The 23,260-nt window shown below is 43.0% G+C and carries 22 protein-coding genes; 10 read left to right on the top strand and 12 right to left on the bottom strand.

The window, feature by feature from the left end:
- Positions 1 to 6 precede the first annotated feature (6 nt).
- Positions 7 to 255, bottom strand: a complete 249-nt coding sequence (locus B2746_RS15245) for a YtxH domain-containing protein (RefSeq protein WP_290795594.1) — start codon at positions 253 to 255, stop codon at positions 7 to 9.
- Positions 256 to 320: 65 nt separating this feature from the next.
- On the opposite strand from B2746_RS15245, the gene B2746_RS15240 reads away from it, so the two are divergent.
- From B2746_RS15240 to B2746_RS15210, 7 genes are all read left to right on the top strand, one after another.
- Positions 321 to 1,403: an AI-2E family transporter gene (locus tag B2746_RS15240; protein WP_290795592.1), complete on the top strand. Its 1,083-nt coding sequence runs from the start codon at positions 321 to 323 to the stop codon at positions 1,401 to 1,403.
- Between the two features lie 5 nt (positions 1,404 to 1,408).
- On the top strand, positions 1,409 to 2,581 hold the full coding sequence (locus tag B2746_RS15235; protein WP_290795590.1) for a hypothetical protein: 1,173 nt from the start codon (positions 1,409 to 1,411) through the stop codon (positions 2,579 to 2,581).
- Positions 2,582 to 2,614: 33 nt separating this feature from the next.
- Positions 2,615 to 3,775 carry a hypothetical protein gene (locus tag B2746_RS15230; RefSeq protein WP_290795588.1) on the top strand — a complete coding sequence of 387 codons (1,161 nt, stop codon included), beginning with the start codon at positions 2,615 to 2,617 and terminating at the stop codon, positions 3,773 to 3,775.
- A 73-nt stretch (positions 3,776 to 3,848) separates the two neighbouring features.
- The gene (locus tag B2746_RS15225) at positions 3,849 to 5,645 is read left to right on the top strand and encodes a DNA polymerase III subunit gamma/tau (RefSeq protein WP_290795585.1); all 1,797 of its coding nucleotides are present in this window, start codon (positions 3,849 to 3,851) and stop codon (positions 5,643 to 5,645) included.
- A gap of 26 nt (positions 5,646 to 5,671) precedes the next feature.
- Positions 5,672 to 6,427 (top strand): bifunctional demethylmenaquinone methyltransferase/2-methoxy-6-polyprenyl-1,4-benzoquinol methylase UbiE, encoded by a 756-nt coding sequence (gene ubiE, locus B2746_RS15220; RefSeq protein ID WP_290795583.1) that lies wholly within the window; start codon positions 5,672 to 5,674, stop codon positions 6,425 to 6,427.
- An 88-nt stretch (positions 6,428 to 6,515) separates the two neighbouring features.
- Positions 6,516 to 7,277 (top strand): outer membrane beta-barrel protein, encoded by a 762-nt coding sequence (locus B2746_RS15215; RefSeq protein WP_290795581.1) that lies wholly within the window; start codon positions 6,516 to 6,518, stop codon positions 7,275 to 7,277.
- A gap of 141 nt (positions 7,278 to 7,418) precedes the next feature.
- On the top strand, positions 7,419 to 8,195 hold the full coding sequence (locus B2746_RS15210; protein ID WP_290795579.1) for a rhomboid family intramembrane serine protease: 777 nt from the start codon (positions 7,419 to 7,421) through the stop codon (positions 8,193 to 8,195).
- Positions 8,196 to 8,204: 9 nt separating this feature from the next.
- Here the strand turns inward: B2746_RS15210 and B2746_RS15205 are convergent, their stop codons facing one another.
- Positions 8,205 to 9,347, bottom strand: coding sequence for a hypothetical protein (locus B2746_RS15205; RefSeq protein ID WP_290795577.1), 1,143 nt, complete (start codon positions 9,345 to 9,347; stop codon positions 8,205 to 8,207).
- Between the two features lie 166 nt (positions 9,348 to 9,513).
- On the opposite strand from B2746_RS15205, the gene B2746_RS15200 reads away from it, so the two are divergent.
- A complete protein-coding gene (locus tag B2746_RS15200; protein WP_290795575.1) occupies positions 9,514 to 11,010 on the top strand; it encodes a glycosyltransferase in 1,497 nt (498 codons plus the stop codon).
- Between the two features lie 16 nt (positions 11,011 to 11,026).
- Here B2746_RS15200 and B2746_RS15195 read toward each other — a convergent pair whose 3' ends face one another.
- A complete protein-coding gene (locus B2746_RS15195; protein ID WP_290795572.1) occupies positions 11,027 to 12,712 on the bottom strand; it encodes a pyruvate dehydrogenase complex dihydrolipoamide acetyltransferase in 1,686 nt (561 codons plus the stop codon).
- A gap of 85 nt (positions 12,713 to 12,797) precedes the next feature.
- Between B2746_RS15195 and yihA the strand changes: the two genes are divergently transcribed.
- Positions 12,798 to 13,445: a ribosome biogenesis GTP-binding protein YihA/YsxC gene (gene yihA / locus B2746_RS15190; RefSeq protein ID WP_290795570.1), complete on the top strand. Its 648-nt coding sequence runs from the start codon at positions 12,798 to 12,800 to the stop codon at positions 13,443 to 13,445.
- A 45-nt stretch (positions 13,446 to 13,490) separates the two neighbouring features.
- On the opposite strand, the gene B2746_RS15185 is transcribed toward yihA, so the two are convergent.
- The 9 genes from B2746_RS15185 to B2746_RS15145 all read right to left on the bottom strand — a co-directional run bounded on the left by B2746_RS15185 (position 13,491) and on the right by B2746_RS15145 (position 21,864).
- Positions 13,491 to 13,964 carry a ribonuclease H-like YkuK family protein gene (locus tag B2746_RS15185; protein ID WP_290795568.1) on the bottom strand — a complete coding sequence of 158 codons (474 nt, stop codon included), beginning with the start codon at positions 13,962 to 13,964 and terminating at the stop codon, positions 13,491 to 13,493.
- A gap of 73 nt (positions 13,965 to 14,037) precedes the next feature.
- On the bottom strand, positions 14,038 to 14,406 hold the full coding sequence (locus tag B2746_RS15180; RefSeq protein ID WP_290795566.1) for a CoA-binding protein: 369 nt from the start codon (positions 14,404 to 14,406) through the stop codon (positions 14,038 to 14,040).
- Between the two features lie 5 nt (positions 14,407 to 14,411).
- Positions 14,412 to 14,918, bottom strand: a complete 507-nt coding sequence (locus B2746_RS15175) for a GbsR/MarR family transcriptional regulator (protein ID WP_290795564.1) — start codon at positions 14,916 to 14,918, stop codon at positions 14,412 to 14,414.
- Positions 14,919 to 14,970: 52 nt separating this feature from the next.
- Entirely contained in the window at positions 14,971 to 16,437 is a 1,467-nt protein-coding gene (locus B2746_RS15170; protein ID WP_290795561.1) for a DUF5723 family protein, read from the bottom strand.
- Positions 16,434 to 17,576: an NAD(P)/FAD-dependent oxidoreductase gene (locus B2746_RS15165; protein WP_290795559.1), complete on the bottom strand. Its 1,143-nt coding sequence runs from the start codon at positions 17,574 to 17,576 to the stop codon at positions 16,434 to 16,436. Before B2746_RS15165 ends, B2746_RS15170 begins: the two co-directional genes overlap by 4 nt.
- On the bottom strand, positions 17,569 to 18,282 hold the full coding sequence (locus tag B2746_RS15160) for a methyltransferase domain-containing protein (protein WP_290795557.1): 714 nt from the start codon (positions 18,280 to 18,282) through the stop codon (positions 17,569 to 17,571). The genes B2746_RS15165 and B2746_RS15160 overlap by 8 nt, the downstream gene beginning before the upstream one ends.
- Positions 18,257 to 19,354, bottom strand: coding sequence for a type III polyketide synthase (locus B2746_RS15155; protein WP_290795556.1), 1,098 nt, complete (start codon positions 19,352 to 19,354; stop codon positions 18,257 to 18,259). The genes B2746_RS15160 and B2746_RS15155 overlap by 26 nt, the downstream gene beginning before the upstream one ends.
- Positions 19,347 to 20,213 (bottom strand): UbiA family prenyltransferase, encoded by an 867-nt coding sequence (locus B2746_RS15150; RefSeq protein WP_290795554.1) that lies wholly within the window; start codon positions 20,211 to 20,213, stop codon positions 19,347 to 19,349. Before B2746_RS15150 ends, B2746_RS15155 begins: the two co-directional genes overlap by 8 nt.
- The gene (locus B2746_RS15145) at positions 20,203 to 21,864 is read right to left on the bottom strand and encodes a hypothetical protein (RefSeq protein ID WP_290795552.1); all 1,662 of its coding nucleotides are present in this window, start codon (positions 21,862 to 21,864) and stop codon (positions 20,203 to 20,205) included. Before B2746_RS15145 ends, B2746_RS15150 begins: the two co-directional genes overlap by 11 nt.
- Positions 21,865 to 21,897: 33 nt before the next feature.
- On the opposite strand from B2746_RS15145, the gene B2746_RS15140 reads away from it, so the two are divergent.
- Positions 21,898 to 23,238, top strand: a complete 1,341-nt coding sequence (locus B2746_RS15140) for a dihydroorotase (protein ID WP_290795550.1) — start codon at positions 21,898 to 21,900, stop codon at positions 23,236 to 23,238.
- Positions 23,239 to 23,260: the final 22 nt, after the last annotated feature.

Genomic DNA, 23,260 nt, shown 5'->3' with positions numbered 1-23,260 from the left:
TTGGTATCAGGATGTGAAGGAATTCGCTTTCGACTGAAGATCGCTGGCCCATTGCTTCCCTTTTTCAACGGCTTCCGTCAACTCAGACTCAAACTGCTGGGCAGTTGCTTTTACCTCCTCCCCGGCTGCTGCTGCAGCAGATTTGAACTCCTCTACTATCTCCTTCCCCTTGTCACTGGTTAATAAATAAGCCAGTGCTGCACCGGCAGCAGCTCCTAACAATAATCCGGCAATAAATTTTGATTGATCATTCATGGCATACTATTTTATAGAACTAACTTGTTTAAAATTACGACTTCCTCTGGACAAACACCCCCAATATGGAAATTAGACCGGACCACAAGATTAACCGCTATTTTTTTCTGGCAATCATCATCGTTTTTGGTTTGATGCTGCTCTACAGCCTGATCGAATTTTTCACCGCTTTTCTGGCATCGGTAATGTTTTATGTTCTTAGCAAGCCAATTGTGGAATATCTCATCAAAAAAAAGGGATGGAGCAAACCACTTACTGCTGTTTTTATCATTTTCACGACATTGATCATCATCATGGCACCCATGACACTTTTTATTACAATGGTGTATAAAAAAATCGCAGGATTCCTTGAAAACCCTGACCTGATCATGCAAACCTTAAAAAATTTCGACAACCAGGTTGCAGACCGATTTGGCGTTCAGCTCCTCTCCCCTTCCAATATGGAAAAAATCCAGACAACGGCAACCAATCTCATGACTGCCGTCCTGAATAACAGCCTGAATTTTTTCAGCACCATCACCATGATGTACTTTTTTCTCTACTTCATGATCATTCATGTAAACCGGATGGAAGCTGCCATTGTATTTTATCTGCCCTTTCCCCGTCAGAAAATTGAACTCTTCGGCCATGAACTGGTTGCACAAACATTCAGCAATGCTGTCGGTGTACCATTGATTGCAATAGCACAGGGACTCACCGGATATGCCGCCTATAAAGTTATCAACCTTCCGGAAGCCGGATTCTGGGCAATTATTACCGGATTTGCCTCCATCATCCCCATTGTAGGTTGTGCCATCGTCTGGATACCGGCTGCAATTTACCTAATGGCAACAAGTCATGTTGGACAGGGATTCTTTATAGTCGGATGGGGCGCCATTATAATGGGTAGCGTGGATAACGTGGTGCGCTTTCTACTGGCCAAAAAAATGGCAGACACTCATCCCGTTGTTACCGTATTGGGTGTTATAATGGGATTGAAATTTTTTCAGTTACCCGGCCTCATATTCGGTCCGCTCCTAATATCTTATTTTCTCATTTTGTTAAAAATTTATTATTGGGAATACCAGATGGTTACCCCTACTGTAAAAAGAAAGAAAAATAGACCCGTTCGTTTTAACTTGCCCTTTTTAGGCAAGGATCAAAAATGAACAGCATGAAAATTGTACCGGTAGATGACAACCAACGGGCAACAGCATTCCTGCAAGTACATGTGGAACTGAACCAGCACAACCCGGATTTTATAATTCCAATAGAAAACGATATTCTAGAAGTTTTCGATCCATCGAAAAACAAATTGTTTCGTCAGGGAAAAGCGATGCGATGGTTATTGCAACTGGAAGACGGACGTTTTGCAGGCAGAATAGCAGCCTTTATAAATAAAAAATACCGGTCCAAAGGTGATCCCGGTGCGGTAGGCGGATTTGGTTTCTTTGATTGCATTAACCAACAGGATGCCGCAAACCTTTTATTTGATACTGCACGGTCATGGCTAACCGAGAATGGAATGATTGCCATGGACGGTCCAATTAATTTTGGCGAACGCGATAAATTCTGGGGCTTACTTGTAGAAGGTTTTCAATCGCCCCCCTACGGAATGAATTACAATCCGCCTTATTATAAACAGTTGTTTGAAAACTACGGGTTTCAGGTTTTTTATAACCAGCTTTGCTACAGAATGGAAGTTGCCGGCAACTCCACACAATTACAACCTAAATTTTATGAAGCCCATAAAAAATTCGCATCCAAACCCGGGATTCAGGCCAGAATGATCCGAAAAAATCAACTTGATCAGGCTGCTCGTGACTTTTGCAAAATTTACAATAAAGCCTGGGCAAAACACGAGGGTAATAAGGAAATGTCGGATAAACAGGCCATCCGCTTATTCCATAGCATGAAACCCATCATGGACGAAACTATTGCCTGGATGACCTACCAGCAGGATGAGCCAATTGCCATGTGGATCAATATCCCTGACCTCAATCAGATTTTCCGAAAATTCAATGGCAAATTAAACTGGCTTAATAAATTACGTCTGTTATATCATCTGCGCCGGGGCACTTGTGATCGGTTCATTGGAATCATATATGGTATTGTTCCAGAATTCCAGGGAACCGGCATTGATTATTACATGATTGTGGAAGCAGAAAAGGTAATTAAAAAACAAGGACGCTACAGAGAGTTGGAACTTATGTGGCAGGGCGATTTCAACAAAAAAATGCTGAACATCTCCCATAATCTTGGTGCTACACAAAGCAGAAAACTTATTACCTGGCGTTATTTGTTTGATCGAAACCAACCATTTAACCGACATCCTTTCCTGAACTAACAAAACCATTAACCAATAACAGACCAGCATCTGATGAAAATTGAAGTAGTAAAGACCGACCAGCAAATTCAACAGTTTTTAACCCTGCCTGTTAAATTGTATGCGAAAGAACCAAATTGGATTCGGCCACTTGACAAAGACATTGAAGCTGTTTTCGACTCGAAAAAAAACAAAGCATTCCGGCATGGAACAATAATTCGCTGGCTTTTATTTAACGATCAACAGGAACTAATCGGGCGAATTGCTGCTTTTCACAATAAAAAATACCGTAACAAAGGCGATGATGTTCCGGTTGGCGGGATTGGTTTTTTTGAATGCATCAATAATCAGGAAGCAGCCAGCCTGCTCTTTGATACTTCCAAAAACTGGTTACAGGAACAAGGCATGGAAGCAATGGACGGACCAATCAATTTTGGTGAACGCGATAAATGGTGGGGCCTGCTCACCAATGGATTTCAGGCCCCTTTATACTGCATGAACTATAATCCTCCTTATTACATCGAATTATTTGAAAACTACGGATTTCAGCTTTTCTTTAAACAGATCTGCTTCGGGATGCATCCTCACGAGAAATTGCAACCGAAATTCTACGAACGACATGCGATGGTAGCTGCTGATCCGAATTTTACAGCGAGGCATTTTCGCAAATCTGAACTAAAAAAATTTGCAGCTGATTTTTGTACCGTTTACAATAAAGCCTGGGCCGGACATGCAGGCAATAAGGAACTGAGCGTAAATCAATGTATTAAATTATTTGAGCAAATGAAACCAGTGATGGATGAAAAAATCATCTGGTTCGCCTACTATAAGCAAGACCCCATTGCTATTTTTATCAATCTGCCTGATCTGAATCAGTGGTTCAAACACCTGAATGGTCAATTTAATCTGTTCGCCAAACTGAAATTTTTATGGATCAAGGCCACCAAACCCAATACCCGCTTTTTGGGAATTGTATTTGGAGTGGTTCCTGAATGGCAGGCAAAAGGGGTGGATAGTTTTATAATTGTGGAATCAGCGAAAGTTATTCAACACAAACTTCCCTACGAAGAGTACGAAATGCAATGGATCGGTGATTTTAACCCCAAAATGATTGCAGTGGCGGAGAACCTTACCAATGAACGAAGCAGGATACTCACCACTTATCGCTACCTTTTCGACCGAAACAAACCATTCCACCGCCATCCCCTGCTCTAATCTCCATCCACCCGTCGGGTACCCGACGGGTGGATGGAGCAGCATGCAAACAAATGCTTAATTTCGCGGCAGTATGGAGCAGTTTATAGTATCAGCGAGAAAGTACCGTCCTCAGAATTTTTCTACAGTTGTGGGGCAGGCACATATCACCACAACCCTTAAGAATGCAATTAAAAATCAGCAGTTGGCGCATGCCTTCCTGTTTTGCGGTCCCAGAGGAGTGGGCAAAACCACCTGTGCCAGAATTCTGTCAAAAACCATCAACTGCGAAGCACCAAACCCAGATGGAGAAGCCTGTAATACCTGTCATTCCTGTGTTTCCTTCAATGAAGGAAGTTCTCTAAATATCCATGAACTGGATGCCGCCAGTAATAACTCCGTGGATGATATCCGGGCCCTGGTAGAGCAGGTCCGATTTGCTCCACAGGCAGGCAAGAAGAAAGTATATATCGTGGATGAGGTGCACATGCTCAGTACCAGTGCCTTCAATGCCTTCCTGAAAACCCTCGAAGAGCCGCCCCCCTACGCAATTTTTATTCTTGCCACCACAGAAAAACATAAAATACTGCCAACGATTCTTTCGAGGTGCCAGATTTTTGATTTCAAACGGATCACCACACAGGATACAGTTGAACATCTCGAAGAAATTTGCGAGAAAGAAACCATTCAGGCAGAATTACCTGCACTTCAGGTAATAGCCCAAAAGAGTGAAGGATGTATGCGGGATGCGTTGAGTATACTCGACAAAATCGTCAGCTTTACCAATGGCGAACTAACCTATAAAAATACCCTGGAACACCTGAATATCCTGGATGCAGCTTATTATTTCAAGCTCATGCAGTGCATGTTGAATCAGGATTTATCCGGAGCCCTGCTTCTTTTTGAAGATATCAATCGCAAAGGTTTTGAGGGTGATCTTGTATTAAATGGATTTGCAGAATTCATTCGCAATCTCCTGTTAAGCAAGGATCCCAAAGTTGCGATTCTGGTAGAAGTAGTGGAAAGTTTTCGCCAGCAATACCAGGAAATGGCTGCCGGTTGCTGTACCGGTTATCTTGTCAGCACTCTGAATGTTTTAGCCGAAGCGGAAATTAATTATAAATCAGCCCGCAACAAAAGACTGCATGTGGAGCTCGCTTTGATTAAACTCTGCTATTTGCAACAGGCAATCGAGTTGACAGCAGATTCGGATAAAAAAAAACGAACTGACCTGAAACCACTTAATTTCCGGATAGTGCAGCCGGTTAAAGCCCCTACACCTGTATCAGTAACAAGTCCCCTGCCGCCAGCCGTTAGCCCGATTCCTGAAAAAAATGCAGCCATCCCGGTTCATCCTAAACAAACAGACAAACCAACAGGCGGAGCAAAACTGATTATCGAAGAAAAACTGATCACAGAGAAAAAAGCTGCCCCAATCGGAAAACTTGGCTCCCTTCAAAAACTACGGCAGCAGGTAAGTTCGGCAGCTCAAACAGAGCAGGTTCGCTCTTCCATACATATTACTCCCGAACTGCTGCAAACTGCATGGGCAGAGTTTATTGAAATCCTGAAAAATAACCGCAACCCGGCTGCCCAGAGTTTTGAAATGGCCGAACTGAGAGTTGTCAGCCATGAACAATTTACGGTAGTCACACCCAACAATTTGCAGCAAAAATTTGTAGATGGTGAGCGGATTGCGTTAACGGAATACCTTCAAAATCGCTTTCATAACCGGCGCTTATCCTATCAGGTGGTGGTTGAACAGCGGGATGATCTGGCGATTAAAATTGAAGCCCCGCTCAATTCGAAGGAACGTTTCCAGCAACTGGCAGAGCAGTTTCCATTAGTTAAAGAACTAAAAGATCGCCTGAAGCTCGAGTTGGATTATTAAAACTCAAACCAGTTAATTTTTCGAAAATGAACAAATCCCTTCCCCACGATACAATCGTTCCCTTTGGCGATGAAAAACGCAGTAAAAAGGAACAGGTGGCTGACATGTTCGATCAGATTGCCTTTCGATACGACTTTCTGAATCGATTTCTGAGTGGTGGAATTGATATCCAATGGAGAAAGAAAGCCATAAGGGAACTTCAATCCATTCAGCCGAAAAAAATACTGGATGTTGCTACAGGTACCGCAGATGTTGCGCTAATGACCTATAAATACCTGCAACCAGAACATATTACCGGAATTGACATATCCAATGGAATGCTCGAAATCGCAAGGCAAAAGATCCAAAAACTTGGTTTAACTGGTCAAATCCAGCTCCAACAAGCTGATAGTGAAGCACTTCCTTTCCCCGACAATCATTTTGATGCCATTACAGTAGCCTTTGGAGTACGTAACTTTGAACATTTGCAGGTGGGACTTGCAGAAATGTTACGGGTATTGCGCCCGGGTGGAAAACTGGTGGTACTGGAATTCTCCAAACCAAAGGCTGTTGGTTTTAAATCCCTGTACTGGTTTTATATGAACCTGATAACACCTGGCATTGGAAAGCTGGTCTCAAAAAACAAAACTGCCTATCAATACCTGAATGATTCAGTTCAGGCTTTCCCGGAAGGAGAAGCATTTCTTACCATTCTGAAGGACACGGGATTTCAATCAACTTATCGAAAAACCCTGACTATGGGGATCAGTACCATCTATGCAGGTTCTAAAGCATTGTTATAATCCTTCGTACTTACAATAGAACCGATTTTTGGCCGTTTATTTGATACTTGAAGCACCAAAAGCCAGCCTATAGTTCGATTTTTTACTTATGTATGTAGTTAAGAAGGTTGCCCCGAATAGAAAATGGGGCGGATGGCTCTCCGTTTTTATCTGTTTTATTGCCCTGGGCAGCAGCCTGGATGGAAAGGCGCAGTTGCGCAACTCCATAAATATGCCCGATAATGACGATAAATGGTACCATATCGGGATTGTAATTATGGGCACATCCAATCGCTTTCAATTTAATCAGCATCCCCGTTTTTTACAATATGATAGTGTGATGGTCAGTAATCCCAATAATAGTTTCGGATTTGGAATCGGAGGGATGCATACTTTTCGAATCAGTCACCGTTTTGAAGCCAGAGTCGTGTTTCCCCAATTGTTATTCGTGAACAAATCCATTAATTATAACCTGAAATACCCCAATAGCAGCAATGATGAAACGCCTGTTATGAACCAACAGGTGGAATCAATCTTATTGGGCGTACCCATTCAGTTAAAACTCAAATCAGACCGGATCGGGAATTTTCGGGTATACATGATGGGGGGAGTTAAATTCGAAACAGATCTCACCTCCAAAGCAAGCAGCCGGAATGCGGAAAATTTTGTAAAACTTAAAAAAGCAGACCTTGGTATCGAAGCCGGAATCGGATTTAATTTTTATAATAAGATGTTCATTTTTTCCCCGGAAATTAAAATAAGTAATGGTATCAACAATGTTCATGCCCGCGATGCTGATCTTAAATTCTCCAATGTAATCGACCGCATCCAAAGCAGGCAGATTATCTTCTCCTTAATTTTTGAAGGTTAGTTCAGGTCCATTTTTTTTACTGCGCTGAAAACATTAAATTACCAGTAATAAGTCTGACTGGTATAGCATGTATCTCAATAAAGGAATAGAACCGTTGGCCCAACCAACGGTTTTTCCTTATAACCCCAAAAATACAATTCCATGCTTTTTCCGATTGGTGATGACAACAGTGACCGGCATAGAACCCCTTTTATAACGTGGGGGCTAATTGCCCTGAATATCTTTGTTTTTATATTCCTGCAGGGACTGGGATCCAATATTGGATTTACCTACGCATTTTCAACCGTTCCAGCTGAAATTCTGACCAATAATGACCTGATAACGGAAGGTCAGCTCATCCGAGATATGGCATCCGGTCAAACTTTTCAGGTACCGGGATTGCAACCGACTCCCATACCGGTTTACCTAACCCTGATTACTTCCATGTTCATGCATGGGGGTATTGCGCATATCGCCGGAAATATGCTATATCTCTGGATTTTTGGTGATAACCTGGAAAATCGACTGGGGCACGGACGTTACCTGCTATTTTATTTGCTAACCGGCCTTATTGCTTCCCTCAGTCATGTGTTCTTCACTCAATTCGTTGGCGCGGATCCTATGATTCCAAGTCTGGGTGCATCCGGTGCAATATCCGGTGTGATGGGAGGTTATTTATTATTATACCCCACCCGTCGGGTAAATGCCCTCATTGGCTGGTTTATAATTGCCATCCCATCCTGGGTAGCATTGGGACTCTGGATCGGTCTTCAGCTGGTTAGCGGGTTCGGAACTTTATCCGGACAGGGAGATGGCGTAGCTTATGCCGCACATATTGGTGGATTTGCAGCAGGATTTCTGTTAATCAAAGTATTTGCAAACGGAGCTCCTCCCCCACCACAAAAACAACAACGTAAATTTATTTACAGGAGAAGATAAACTACAATATCAAAAACTAACTCCGCTATTGATCCGACTTAATAATTGCTGGTAGGTGGTCCGGATCAGCCGGTCTGCAATCTGCTCTCTGCTGGGCGGGTTATCATCCCACCGATTGGTAAGCAGCGTAATATCAGAAGGTTCCAATGCCCGCCGGTCGCCGGTATACCGGGCTCTTTCCTGCGTCCAGTTGTAACGATCCGGAAAGCGATCATATAAAATATTCTGATTACTTTCTCTATCATAGATTCTGCATTCAAGGGTAGCATAACTCGACATATATTGTCTGTCAACAAAAACAGTAGCACGCACGGTTGTATAAATTGGTTTGGGCGGATTGGATTTAGTTTCGCCTGTTTTAATATTCTTTGATCGTTCATACCGTCTGCGTTCAGCATGTACCCGATCAACAAATAGCTCCACGAAATCAAGGTCTACTATTTTATCCTCCACCAATTGTTGTGAACGAAGCTCCCATTCTGTAAAAAACCGAACATTCCGGAATGCCCGGGCATTCAGGTCGCGTACCATTTGTTGCTGCAACCAATCATTTTGAAATCCCCAGTAGCTCCAGTTATACCGATTATAATTCACAGGATTTACCAGCACTCGGGTTATAGCTCGTTCTGCTGCCACCTGCATCAGTTGAGTAACATCTTTATATCCAGGCCAGGCCTTATTGGCTTTCTCGAAAAAGTCCAGTGCCTGCACTGCCTGTTGCCGGGTATTATAGCTCATAAAGGTTCTTCCTGCCTGATAATATTGTTCAGCGGCCTCCTGTTTTGCCTGATTAAGCTCAGCAGAAGGATCCATTAAAATGGGTTGTAATTTTTCAGCAATCGGCAATTGCCTGATCTGCCGATACATCTGGCTCACAATCTCCCATTCTCTGGCGAGTGCCATGTACTGATCTCCTGCCTGATTCCCCATGCCAGTATATCCTAGCATTCTTGCCCGCTTTTGATAGGCAACATCATAGGCATCCGTCAGTAATCGGATAGCAGATTTGTCAGCAGGAGCTTTTTTTACCTGATCAATGAGCTCAAATACCGCTTTATCCTCCTCGGTGTAATACCTGCTTAACTTATTTGAACTGCCACAAGACCAAAAAATTCCGACAATAAGCAATAGCAGAAAGGATATTCGGCTCATATACTAATTTTTTAATCTATTCAAATTACAACATATCAGGAACTCTACGACAAACACCTGGTTTGGCATGAAAATTTGATTAAAACCTGACTAACAGAAAACGAATCGGTTCTGCCGCGCTTATAGGCGATACCTTTGTTTTTCTGAAGAACATAAATGCTTACCTATGGTTTCTATTGTAATTCCAGTATTGAATGAAGGAGCTACTATTCGAAAAGTGATTAAAATCATTCGGAAAACCAGTATTCCACATGAAATTATCGTGGTTGATGATAATTCCACCGACAATACCATTTCAGAAGCGTTGAAAGAATCTGTGCGAATTCTTACCAGCAGCCAAAGAGGAAAAGGGCTTTCCATGCGGGAAGGGCTGCTTGCTGCAAAATATGATACCATCGTATACCTGGATGGCGATATCACCACCTATCCCAATGATGTGATAGATCTTCTGACCAATCCTATTCTGGAAGATCGTGCTGATTTTGTAAAATCCTGTTTTGCCAGGCAGGCAGGCAGGGTAACCCAACTGGTTGCCAAACCATTGTTGAGTATTTTATTTCCCGAATTGAGTAGCCTGGATCAACCGCTCAGCGGAATGATTGCAGCAAAAAAATCACTGCTGGAAAAAATCAGCTTTGAAAAAGATTATGGAGTGGACATCGGACTCTTGATAGATATTCATAAGCTGGGTGCAAGAATTGAAGAAGTAAATATCGGCAGGGTGCAAAATGCCATGCAGAGTCTTGAACAATTAGGGAAGATGTCTAAGCAGGTATCACGTACCATTCTTCGCAAAGCAGATGCAGAAGGCTTGCAAAGTCTGGCTACAATTGGTGAAATAAATCTGATCAGCAGACAGCTGGAATCTTCCGTTCTCGAGTCTTTTGAACATATGAAAAAAATGGTGCTGCTGGAAATGGATGAAGTGGTTCTGAATGGACGTTACCTGGCTGAGGCGGCAAAACAGTTAGGCCTGACCGAAAAATTAATGCCCATTGTATCGAGTGGTGCACCGGCAAAAGAAAAAATAAAAGAGATCGCCGCTGTTTTTAACGGCGTGAGCTTACCAGAACTGTTGGAAATTGCCGACGACATGCCTTTGGTAAAGGGAGTTCATGAAGTAATTGCGGAATTGAAAAAAAGAGGGTATTCAGTGGGACTGGTTTCTGAGATTTTCTCATTTGTTGCCAATCATGTTAAGAACAAACTTGGAATTGATTTTGTGATCAGCAATCAATTAGTGCTGGATGATGGGATTGTTACCGGAGAACTGGAACTGGCTCCTTATTTTGAATATGAGCTAAACATAACAGAAAATGGCAGCATTTCAGAAAACGACTATGGCAAGGAACATCTTTTTTCGCATATCCAGGACCGTCACCAGCTTCATGCATCTAATATCGTTTATGTAACAGCAAGCAGGCGAGACCACCCCTGTTTACAACGCGCAGGCATTGGTTATTTTTTCCAATCCCCTGACCTCAAAGATTTGCTTCAAATAATTCCAGGAGCAGAAAACAAAGATGCATGGCAGGGGTTTCCCAATCCATCCAAACCAGCAACCCTGGTTTTGCCATCCCTCTTTTTGGCAGCAATGGGTTTATTGATCTATTCCGGTTGGAGCTGGGCAAGAAAAAACCCGCCGGAAACAGCGGGTTGTTAAAATATTCAGGTCCTCATCAGATCAGCATTCTAAGCGGCTCTTCCAACAGACCTTTTACGGTTTGAAGGAAAGCAGAACCAGATGCACCATCAACCACACGGTGATCACAACTGAGGGTTACTTTCATTATATTCCCCGGCACTACTGCACCATTTTTCACAACCGGTACTTGTTGAATAGCGCCAATTGCAAGGATACAACTGTCAGGCGGATTGATTATGGCAGTAAATTCATCAATACCAAACATCCCCAGGTTGCTGATAGTGAAAGTGCTTCCTTCCCAATCGGAAGGCTGCAATTTTTTGGATTTTGCTTTTCCTGCATAATCTTTCACTTCTGCTGCAATCTGAGCCAGGCCCTTAGTATCCGCATTACGAATAACCGGAACAAGCAGTCCCTCCTCCACAGCAACAGCTACTCCTATATTCACATGATAGTTTGTACGAATGGTATCCCCCAGCCAGCTGCTGTTTACAACCGGGTGCTGTTTCAAAGCTACAGCAACGGCTTTTAAAACCATATCGTTAAAGGAAATTTTTACCGGAGCCAATTCATTTAACTGAGCTCTGCTGGCAACCGCCTTATCCATATCAATAGACATGGTAAGATAGAAATGCGGAGCAGTGAATTTGCTTTCTGCCAGGCGCCGGGCAATTACTTTGCGCATTTGAGAAACCGGACGATCTTCATAACTCACCAGACCTGAACCACCACTAACTACCGGAGCAGCGGGCGCCGAAGTTTTTGCAGTATCAGCTGAGGGTGCTGCTTTCGCTGCAGGGGCTGCATGACCAGGTTGGAAACTTTCAATATCGGATTTGATAATTCTGCCACCATCACCTGACCCCTGCACCTGATTAAGGGAAATTCCCTTTTCAGCGGCAATTTTACGTGCAAGTGGAGATGCTTTCACGCGTCCGTTGGTATTTCCAACCGCCGGAGCTGCTGAAGCTGATTCAGCCGCAGGAACAGAAGTTTCTGCAGATCCATTACCGGAGGACGCTTCAACCGGACCACCACTGGCAGCTGCCTTGATGGCTTCCAGATCAACTGAACCCGGTTCACCTATTACACAAAGCAAGGAATTCACCGGCACTTTATCACCTTTTTGGGCACCGATATAAAGCAGGGTTCCATTTTTATAACTTTCCAGCTCCATGGTGGCTTTATCGGTCTCGACTTCAGCCAGCAATTCACCTTTACTCACTTTATCTCCCACTTTTTTATGCCAGTCTGCAATTACGCCTTCGGTCATGGTATCGCTCAAACGAGGCATAAGGATAACTTCTTCCACTTTGCTGAGATCAAGACCCGCCTTCGCTGAAACTGCGGAGGACGAACCAGTCTTGGTTACTACTTCCTTTGCCGGAGCTGACTTTTCTGCCAGTGCTTCAGCGGACCCGTCCGCCGTAGCTTTAGCGGAGGCGGAACCGCCTGATTTTACCAACTCATCAATATTTTCACCGGCATCGCCAATAATTGCCAGCAAATCATTTACCTGCAATTTGCCACCGGGTTCAATACCGATATGGAGAAGGGTGCCGTCCTTGTAACTTTCCAGTTCCATGGTAGCTTTATCAGTTTCAACTTCTGCCAGCAATTCACCTTTCTTCACAGTATCTCCTACCTTCTTATGCCAGGCCGCGATTACGCCTTCTGTCATGGTATCGCTCAAACGGGGCATCAAAATCACTTCTGCCATCTGAATGAAATATTTAGTTTTCGTTTGCTTATGAGAGGCCGAAATTAAGGAAAAAGACCGAAGTCCGACTTCCTATCTTTGCGCCATGCACATCCATCAAGCAGTTTATGTAATCAGTAGTCCGGAGGTAGAGAAATGTCCTGCTCCCGACCGGCCCGAATATGCCTTTATTGGCCGATCCAATGTAGGTAAATCATCCCTGATCAACATGTTATGCAAGAATCAAAAGCTGGCTAAAACCTCCGGGTCACCGGGAAAAACCCAGTTGATCAATCATTTCTCTATCAAATCCAGCTCAAAAGAAGGGGCTACCGACTGGACACAATGGTATCTCGTGGATCTGCCCGGCTATGGCTTTGCGAAGGTTTCTCAAAACCAGCGCCGTCAGTGGGAAAAAATGATAGAAAACTACCTCCGTAAAAGGGAAAACCTCGGAATGGTGTTCATTTTGATCGACAGTCGCCATGAACCACAACAACTGGACCTGGATTTTGTGAACCAGTTAGGCGAATGGCAGGTCCCTTTCACCCTGGTATTTACCAAAGCAGATAAGGAAACACAGCGGGTTGTAGCAAAAAATGTGCGTGATTTTCTGGATGCCATGCGGAAAACCTGGCAGTTTTTACCAGCCAGCGTAGTAACCAGCGTTATGAAAGGCATGGGAAGAAAACAGATTCTGGAAATGATCCAGGAATCCAATAATAGCTATGAAGAAGGGAGACAAGTCCCTTAGCAGTGTAGAGTACACCACTTCAGGCAGGAAAAACGAAGGGCAGGATCAGTTCACCACCTTATTGGCACAACTGCTGCTGGCAAAAGCTTCCGGTTTGGCTTTGAACGCGAAGCCCATTCCCAGAATATAGCCCATGGCTTCTTTTAATGCATCATTGCTTTTGAATTGCGGATTGGTATTGATGTCAGCATGCACTTCCATATCAACATTATACGTCGTAAAAAGTCCACATAATTCATAGGCAATTTCGATGCTTCTTGCCACTTCAACCAACATCCGCTCCTTAATAGAATACTTCTGCCTTGTTTTCTCATTCTGAATAAACATGAATCCACCATGCCCTTCCCGAAGGAAAACAATAACAGTTGCAAATTCTGTTTCGGATCCTTTGACCTGGGAATCTGTTCCAATACATACTTTCAAGCGATATCCCTGTTCAGTTTCGCGCCGGATGGCTTTTTCTACGGCATCACGAATCGGAAGATCGATCGTGTCGCCGTTAAATTTTCTCCATAACATAAAAATGGGTTTTCCCAAGTTACCGAAAAACCCAGTTCCAATAATGGTTTGTTCCTGTTATATAAAAATTAACTTAATACTGGCCCGTACTCAGTAGAACAAGTGTACAGGCTTCCTGCGGATAGATTTGCTGCTCTTTTGCCAGTTTGGCCAGTTCGGGATTCTCAGCACCCGGATTAAAGATGATTCGTTTGGGCTTAAGTGATAGTATATAGGGAATATAATCCTGCTGGTTTTCTGGAGAAAGATACAGCGTTACCGTATCAATATCAGTCAAATCAGGATGATCTGTTTGAATGGGAACACCGTCCACCTCTCCCTGTCTCTTTCCAATTGCAACTACCGGGTGATGCCGGCTAACCAAACTTTTTATAGCCAGGTTACTATAACGGGACGGATTTTCTGATGCCCCCAGTACCAATGTTTTCTTAGGACTTCCCATGGCTCTTATTTAATCATTTTAATCAGACTGCCCCAAAACCAATTTTCATCTGCCTTAATCAATGTGTCCAGCGATTTATCTGTCTGACTTACAAATTTCCGGATATTTCCGATCGTTTCCGTAAAGGCTTTCACCTCGGCATTTCGTTTATCTCCTTCAACCTCCTGCAATTGTTCCAACACTTTATTCAGCGGTTCCAATTCTCTTTTTTTCCGTTCTTTTATGATTTGCCTGGAAACTTTCCAGATATCCTTTTCAGCCAGAAAAAACTCCTTCCTCTCACCTGGTATAATAACCCGGTCCACCAGTCCCCAATCGATCAGTTCCCTGATATTCATATTCGCATTTCCCCTGCTGATACTCAACTCTTCCATAAGATCATCCTGACTGAGCGGATTAGGTGTAATCAATAACAACGCGTGAATCTGGGCCATTGTTTTATTGATGCCCCATTGGGTTGCCAGCGAACCCCAGGTCTGTATGAATTGCGCTTTCGCTTCTGACAGTTTCATACGGCAATTTATTGAATTTTTCTAAGCTTTCAGTACTTATTGAAACTACTAATCAATATGGGGGACAATCAATACCTCGGTCTTCTTTTTCACCTGTTACCCTTTTTCCGGGCCGAATACTTATGGCAATATATCCACCACCGTTTGCCATGCTGTTTTTTCCAAATACATTTCCCAAATTATGAAAGCCCAATAACAACGGACCGGCCTTAATGGCAGCGCCTACCCAGAACTGATTTTGGGAGTTGTATAATAAGGGCATATAGACACCCCATCGTCTGGTTTCATAGCGAGGAGTTACCCGAATAAGATTCAGATTCTTTACATAAAGCCGCTGATCACCCAACAAACCGATGAGGTTGATATTGAGCTCAGCATTCACATAAAAAGCACTTGTAATAAATCGATCTGCGTTTAGCACCAGGCGGGTTGGAGACCAGATTCTATAATCACCGCTCAGGGTATTGGCATCAAATACAGCTGCTACAGAATCAGAAAACGCGTCAATATTTGGAATACCATCCACAAAAGCATTGTTTAAACGAGTACCGTCCAATCCGCTAACTTTTATCCTGCCAGTTCTGCTATTATTACTATAACGATAATAGGCAAATCCAAGATCTATCAGAGAGGCTCCAAACTTCCAGTCATAATCGTAATAGGATTCTTCATCCTCCATAAAACCTGGCTCACCTGAGGGCTTGATCAATAATTCCAAACCCGCATCCAGCGATAAACCCATCCGGGTTGTCAACAGAACCTCCCGCAAATTTTCAGTTGTACTCCGGTCACTGTTCCATCTGTCAAAATTGGAGGAATAGCCGTAAGCAAATTGTCCATCCCGTAAAGAATACTGTGGTTCCCCATTCACAATGGTTCGATCGCGGTACATGCCGGTTACATCCAGTCGCCCCCCTCCAATTCCGCGGTTTACCTTTGCCGTGAGTCCGGCATTGATGCGAAAACCCTGCTCTTCGAATAAAGTTCTGCCAACAGATCCATAAAGTTCAATCCAACTGCTGGTTCGCATGCTGGCTTCCAATGGCGTATTTCCCGGATTCAGTGCGAATAATTCATTAACAGTTTCAATACTATCGCTAAAATTATAAGCAGAAGATCGGACATTGGCAAAGGATCGAAGATTGGCGCCAAAAGCAAAAACCGTTTTTTTACCCCAGGCAAATCTTGTATTCAGCAGATTCAGGTTTAATTGTTCATTTCCTTTCCTTGCATAATTTCCTCCCGACACAAAAAATTTAGACTGTGCCGGGCTGGACAATAAAGAATAATCGACCACTTTGATGGCATTGGTCTGATATTTCGCCTGCAAACCAACCAGCGTAATATCCCAGGGATATGGTGTATTTACAATAGAAGCGGGATTATTATGAACACCCAGGGCTCCGGCATAGTTAGAACCTGAAATTGCATGGTAATCCTGAGCTGTTAAATAACCGGAAGCACTCACCAAAATACAGATGAGCACCATATTTTTCATAGTAACGGGTATTCTACTCATACAAAAGTTTCTCCATGGGTTTTCCCTATCAACCAGTTGGTAAAAGCCGGGAATTTGTTTCCTGCGAAAATAAGTCCTTTTGACAACCATGGATCACCAAAAAAGGATTGAATGATTCGTCCTGAGCGCAACCTACCGGAAAATTGTTGTTTCCACTGTTTTGCATACTCCTGTTCCATTTGCTGGCGTGAACAGTTGCCTTCCAAAAATGGCATGGCAGATTTAACAGCCAGATAACTTCCATGTAAAGCCATACTCATACCATTACCACATAATGGAGAAATTAATCCGGCAGCATCTCCAACCAGTAATAAATGTTCCTCCACCTGCTCTTTGGGTGCAAAAGAAATCTGCGAGATACTGACAGGTTCCTGCCTGATCTTACGGGCCTCCCTGAAAATACGGTTTAGGTAGGGATTGCGCGATAAGATCGATTTTTCCATTTGACTAATAGAATTATTACTCATTCCAAGATTATTGGCATTGGTAAGATAGCAAAGACAATACTGATTGTTCTCAATTCGGCTAATTCCGCAATAACCACCTTTAAAATTGTGAAGAGAAATCAAATCTTCCGGATCATCCCATTCAATATGGTATTTTACTCCAAGAAAATTATTCAGTTTGCCCGGTTTTTCACGAACAAAAGATCGGTTCATTTTTATATCAAGGGAAGATCGTTTACCAAAGCAACCGAGGACCAATTTGGATTGTATAACAGCGCCAGACAACCGAACCTGCATCCAGCCGTCAACATAATTCACCTGTTGCACTTTCATACCTTCCCAAACAGTAACTCCAACAGATTTTGCCTGACTGGCAAGTAAAGCATCCAGCCAATATCTGCTGATCCCAAAACCGCCCGGTACAAGAGGGTTGGTCAAACTGCTGCCATCCGGAGCACTGACCAGTAGCCGCCCGATTTTCGGAAGCGACAGCGACGAAATTGGGATACCCAGCTTTTCCAGAAAAGGCCTGCTTTCTTCACTTATATATTCGCCACAGACCCGGTGAAACGGATAATAATTTTTTTCGATTAACAAGGTCCGGTATCCCTTTTCTGCAAGTTGAATAGCAGCCGACAGCCCGGCAAGGCCACCTCCAACCACAACCACATCATATGTTTTTTTATCAGTCATGGTGGGGCTTTTTTACCACAATTAACCAGCGAAAGGCCCATCGCCATTGAATTTCAGCATCAGGAATACCTGCATACTGCAATAGCCGGATCCAATCAGCGCGACGAAAACCACGCTTAACAGATAAAGGCGCATCGTTTTTAACCAACCTGGACCTTGAAAATACAGCTGTCAGCAAGCGAATACTATGGTAGGCCACCCAATGCCGATGTAGATCATTAATGAAAAAACCAAGTTTGCAATGGCGATACATCCATCGTAGCTGTTCAACCAATTCTTCATCCGTAAAATGATGACAGAAAAGGGATGAAAACAGAATATCAGGCTGTTTATCAAAAATTAATTGCCGGTAATCAGCATGCAGATAGTTTGCTTCCGGAAATACCTGTTTAGCAAAACTGATACAGGCCGGATTGATATCTACACCTGAGAACTGAATACTGGAATTCCCTTTTATGGCCCATGTCCATAATGCTTTAAGGTTATCTCCTCCGCCACAGCCGATTTCCATAACAGAAATGGATGAATCCTTTCTATCTGAAACTATTTTACGCAAACCAGATAGCGTGATTGCATGTCCTCCCAGTAAAGAATTGATTGTGTTCAACTCTTTCATATTGAGTTGAATTTCCTCAAAAGACATAGACGGATCGTCCAGCAACTCTTTCTGACAGGCTCTTTTATACATTTGAATCAGGGATATCAAGAAAACAGGTTTCCATGGTTAAACCCGGACCAAATGCCGCAGCCAGCACCCGTCCCTTTTTACCCGCATCAAGAATTCGTTTTAATACAAATAAAACGGAAGGCGAAGACATATTTCCGTAATCACGCAGCACCGATTCTGCTGAGTCCAGAGCATGTTCATCCAGATTCAGTGATTTTTTAACAGCTTCCAGAATTCGCTTACCACCAGGATGAATACACCAGGAATCGATCTGCTTCAGATCCAGCTTATATTGCTTCATGGCTCTTTCCAGTAAGGGCTTAAAGTCGGTCGAAATCAATTCAGGAATATAGCCGCTTAGGGTCATCAGGAAACCGGTAGAGGACAATTCCCAGCTCATATCTCTTTTTCCTTTAGGTACTACTTCTGCATAAAAACCATTCAATGTTGCGATTTGCTTTTCTTTTGATCCGGAACCGATCAAAACAGCTGCAGAACCATCACCAAACAGAAGGGATGCTGTCAGATTATCTGCAGTTGGAACTTTTTGAAAATGCAGGGTACATAGTTCTGTACACACGATTAAAACTATTGCAGAGGGATCTCCTTTACATATACTGTCGGCCTGCTTTAGGGCATGCAGTGCTGCGTAACAGCCCATAAAATTAATTGCAGATCGGTGTATATGCCTTGGCAGCTCCATCATTTCCATTACCTGTAAATCCAGTCCTGGTGCACTCATACCGGTACAACTTACCGTTATCAGATGTGTTATTTCAGGCCTGTCTTTTCCATAATTCTGCAGGCAGTCACGGATCGCATCAACCGAAAGAGCGGCTGCATATTTCTGAAACCAGCTCATTCGAAGTTCCAGGCTTGGAAAAGGCTCCAGGGATTCTTCAGGAGGATAAAATCTCCACTCCCTTTTTGGTTTACTATAATCCGGAATAAATGAATACCGGTAATCAATTCCACTTTGATGATACAGAAAACGAAGTTTTCTTTCTTCTACCGGATCCAACGCATATACGCGTTGCATAAACGTAAGAATATCCGTTTGTACATGCCTGTAGGTCGGCAAGGCAGTTCCTATTGCTAAAATATCAGTCAAAAAATTTCCATATTAAAAGTGATCCAAAACCAGCTATTGATCCAACAGCAGAAATTGTATTCATTTTCATAAGATAATGGAAATTGGCTTTGGAAGGATCCCGCCAAACGGCTTTTGCCCACCAGATGAAATATACTAGAACAGGAAGAAAACAGATCAATACTATAAAAAATCGGTCCAATTCCAGTTGAAGACCAAAATGTAATCCCAACAAAAGAAAAGATAAATTAAATAACAATGCAGCCCACTTAAATGTTCCCCGGATTCCCAGACGCATGCTGATGGTAGTAACTCCGTCTGCTGCATCCTGCTGATGTTGATAGACTTGAGTAAGCGGATAAGCTCCTGCAAGCAAAAAAGTACTGGCCAGTACTCCAGTAAAAGGAACAGAAGTACTTAAACTTGCGTGCGTGGCATGATAACTCAGCCAGAAGATAAGTCCGCCCTGACAACTAATAACTACTAAAAAACCCAGAAAAGGATATTTTTTCAATCGTATAGTCCGGCTGCTGTATGCTCGTGAAGCAAGTATGTAAAAAAAAATAGCTACTACTGACCAAACAGACAGAAAAAAGGACAATCCAATTGCCAATAGATCCATTATTATTGTTAGGTATAAGAGCTGTTTGGTTGGTTGTGGAGGATGCTCTAATCCCCCAATTGGTGATTCATCCCGGTCGATATAACTATTATACCCGTTACTGGATGGATATACAAGAAAATGCAATATAAAAAACAGTAAGCCTGCTCTGGTCCAATTGGATTGCACTGGCTGACTTAATCCGAACAGAAATACCGGTAAAAGAAACAGAGAAAAAGGGAACCGTAGTAGTCGTATGGTAGAAGAGTTAATAATCATATTCCCGGCGGAACATATTCATTCTTAAGCCGAGACTGAATATAGTACTATTCCTGGTTAAGCTGGCATCATCCGGCACATCCAGATTTCTAAGCATCAGACTTCCATCCAGAAATATATTCTCCTTCAATTCATAACCTACCCATAATGATGCATTTATTCCGGTTGAGGATCTGCCCTCCCCTATCTCCCATCCATAATCAAATGGACGGGTTGTGTAGAGCCGGCCGGGTCTGCTGCCAAAATTAATCCCGGCTGAATCCAGTCCCTGCTTCCACACTATTAGTTTACCCTGAACCGTTAGTTTGGGATGAGGCTGATACCGGGCTATCCCCACAAATTCCACGAAATTGGCACCCCTGGGATGCGCCAGCGGCTGATTATAATGCATATAACTGGCAACGGAATCGCGGAAACTATAGGTAAAGGGTCGCACGATATTGAGCTCCCCCTGAATGTCAAGATTTTTTATTCCGGCCACATCCACATATTTACCTCCCAACTGTAACCCATATTTATTTCCCCACCAACCTTTTCCGCCCTTCACTTCACTTAATTTGAATTCATCTAAAAGCAGTTGTCCATATAATTGAACCCGTTTTGCAATATTTGCTTTGAGATCAAAGCCAACATTGGCGTTATCCGGACTCCCATTTTGTTGTTCAATGGAACGGAAAAAGATAATTGGGTTCAGGTAACTGAAATCAAAGCGGTTGGTTCTGCCAAAAACAACGGCTTCAAAAAAACCGATATTCAGCCAACGGGTAGCCTGCCAGCTGAGATGATGCATGGTAATGTATTTTTTATCAAGCAGGTTATCATTTCTACGGATATGGGAAGGGTTCAATTCCATAAAAAGATTCTGGTAATTCAGTTTCCAGATTCGGGTATTGATCTTCAAAAAAAGATTATTGTTCCCAAAATCGCTCAGGAACATACTGCGATAACCGTTTCCGATAAAATTCCGGTCATAACCAAACTGCATATTGATATAATCGGTCACATTAAAAAATATGGAACCTCGTGCATCAAAATAATCAAATGCGGTTGATTTAAACGGCTTGTAATAACCGGCCCCGGGCACAGCCCTGTTTTCCCGGATAAAATCTTTCACGAAGGAAGGTGGTCTTTCCTGATTATCGGTCAGGTAAAAATCAAATCCGATTCGTTTGGCAATCATACCCCGTCCCCGGGCTCCTTTGGTATTTTGGAAAAGGGATTCACTGTTATCCGACTCCTTCATAACGGTGAATTGTACAACCGGGTTAATGCTCAGAAAAAAATCCTTTACATCTACCAGTGCAAAATCAGATTGCTGTGTATAAAATGTTTTAAAAATCGATTTTTTACTTTGGAAAGCTGTTTTATCGCCTGTCACCCATTCCGAATTATTCATCAGGGCACTTCGTAGATTAGAGGCATCCACTTTACTTAAGTTCTCCACCGGAATAGTTTCCAGAAACTGCACCCAGCCTTTGCGATCAAAAGGTTTGAGGTGCTGAAATGAAAGGGCACTATCCCGGTGCATTATCTCCAGACGGTCCATCAGTGGCTGGTGTTTATACCCCTGTGGCAATAAGGTGGATTGGGAAAAACCCAAAACAGGGAAACTTAAGCAGGCAGTGTAAAGCAGTCTTTTTATAACTTGCATCAATTGGATGTTTAACAGGATTGAAATACTAATATGCAAAAATATCTCATAAAGAATACGCAAATTGTCAACGAAGGAACCGTTTATTCCGCAGATATGCTGATTTCAGGGGGACGAATTGAGAAAATCAATAGCCAAATCAGTGCCACAAACGGAGTTATTGAAATAAACGGGGAAGGAAAGTATTTATTACCTGGCGTAATTGACGACCAGGTTCATTTCAGAGAACCCGGCCTTACGCATAAAGCCAGTATTTTTACAGAATCGAGGGCTGCTGTTGCAGGTGGGGTGACCAGTTTTATGGAAATGCCCAATACCCAGCCACCTGTATTTACCCAGGAATTGCTGGAAAACAAATATGAAATTGGAGCAGCCAGTTCATTGGCGAATTATTCCTTTTTTATGGGGACCTCCAATGATAACCTGGAAGAGGTTTTAAAAACAAACGACAAAAAAGACAGGGTTTGCGGGGTAAAGATATTCATGGGTTCCTCCACCGGAGGATTACTGGTCGACAATCCTTTATCGCTCGAACATATTTTCGAAGCTTCTGAATTGCTGATTGCCACCCATTGTGAGGACGAACGCATCATCCATAAGAATCTGGAAGCTGCAAAAGCAAGCGGCAGAACCCTGACAGCAGCTGACCATCCCATTATACGAAATGAGGAAGCCTGCTTTGAGTCTTCTTTTTATGCTGTTCAATTGGCAAAAAAATTCAATAGCCGATTGCATATACTGCATATTTCCACTGAACGGGAGTTACAGTTGTTTGGCAATATGCTGCCATTGGATCAAAAAAGAATTACAACGGAAGTCTGCGTTCATCACCTTCATTTTACCAGTGAAGATTATGGAAGGCTCGGCAATCTTATTAAGTGTAATCCGGCTATTAAAGCCCCCAACAACCGAACTGCACTCTGGAAAGCCCTGCTGGATGACCGGCTGGACATCATTGCAACGGATCATGCCCCGCATACCTGGGATGAAAAACAGGAAGACTATCTCCATGCGCATGCCGGACTGCCACTGGTGCAGCATTCGCTTCCACTCATGCTGAAATATGTAAATGAAGGAGCTATTAAATTAGAGAAAGTTGTGGAAAAAATGAGTCATGCCCCTGCCACCTGTTTCCAGATTCGGAATCGGGGCTTTATTAGAGAAGGCTATTTTGCAGATCTGGTTCTGGTAGACATGAACCTCGCCCAAACCGTATCAAAAGAAAACATTTATTATAAATGCGGATGGAGCCCAATGGAAGGAATGGAATTACCAGCTTCGGTTACCCACACATTTGTAAATGGGCACCTGGTTTATGGAAATGGGCAGTTGGATGAATCTCAGAAAGGCGCACGCCTCGAATTTGACCGGTAAAATGAGCCGGATTCTGTAAATT

This window comes from Flavihumibacter sp. UBA7668, from assembly GCF_002483205.1.
Classification (GTDB): Bacteria; Bacteroidota; Bacteroidia; order Chitinophagales; family Chitinophagaceae; genus Flavihumibacter.
Note: the sequence above shows the minus strand (reverse complement) of the source record. Positions and strands in the feature narration are given on the sequence as shown.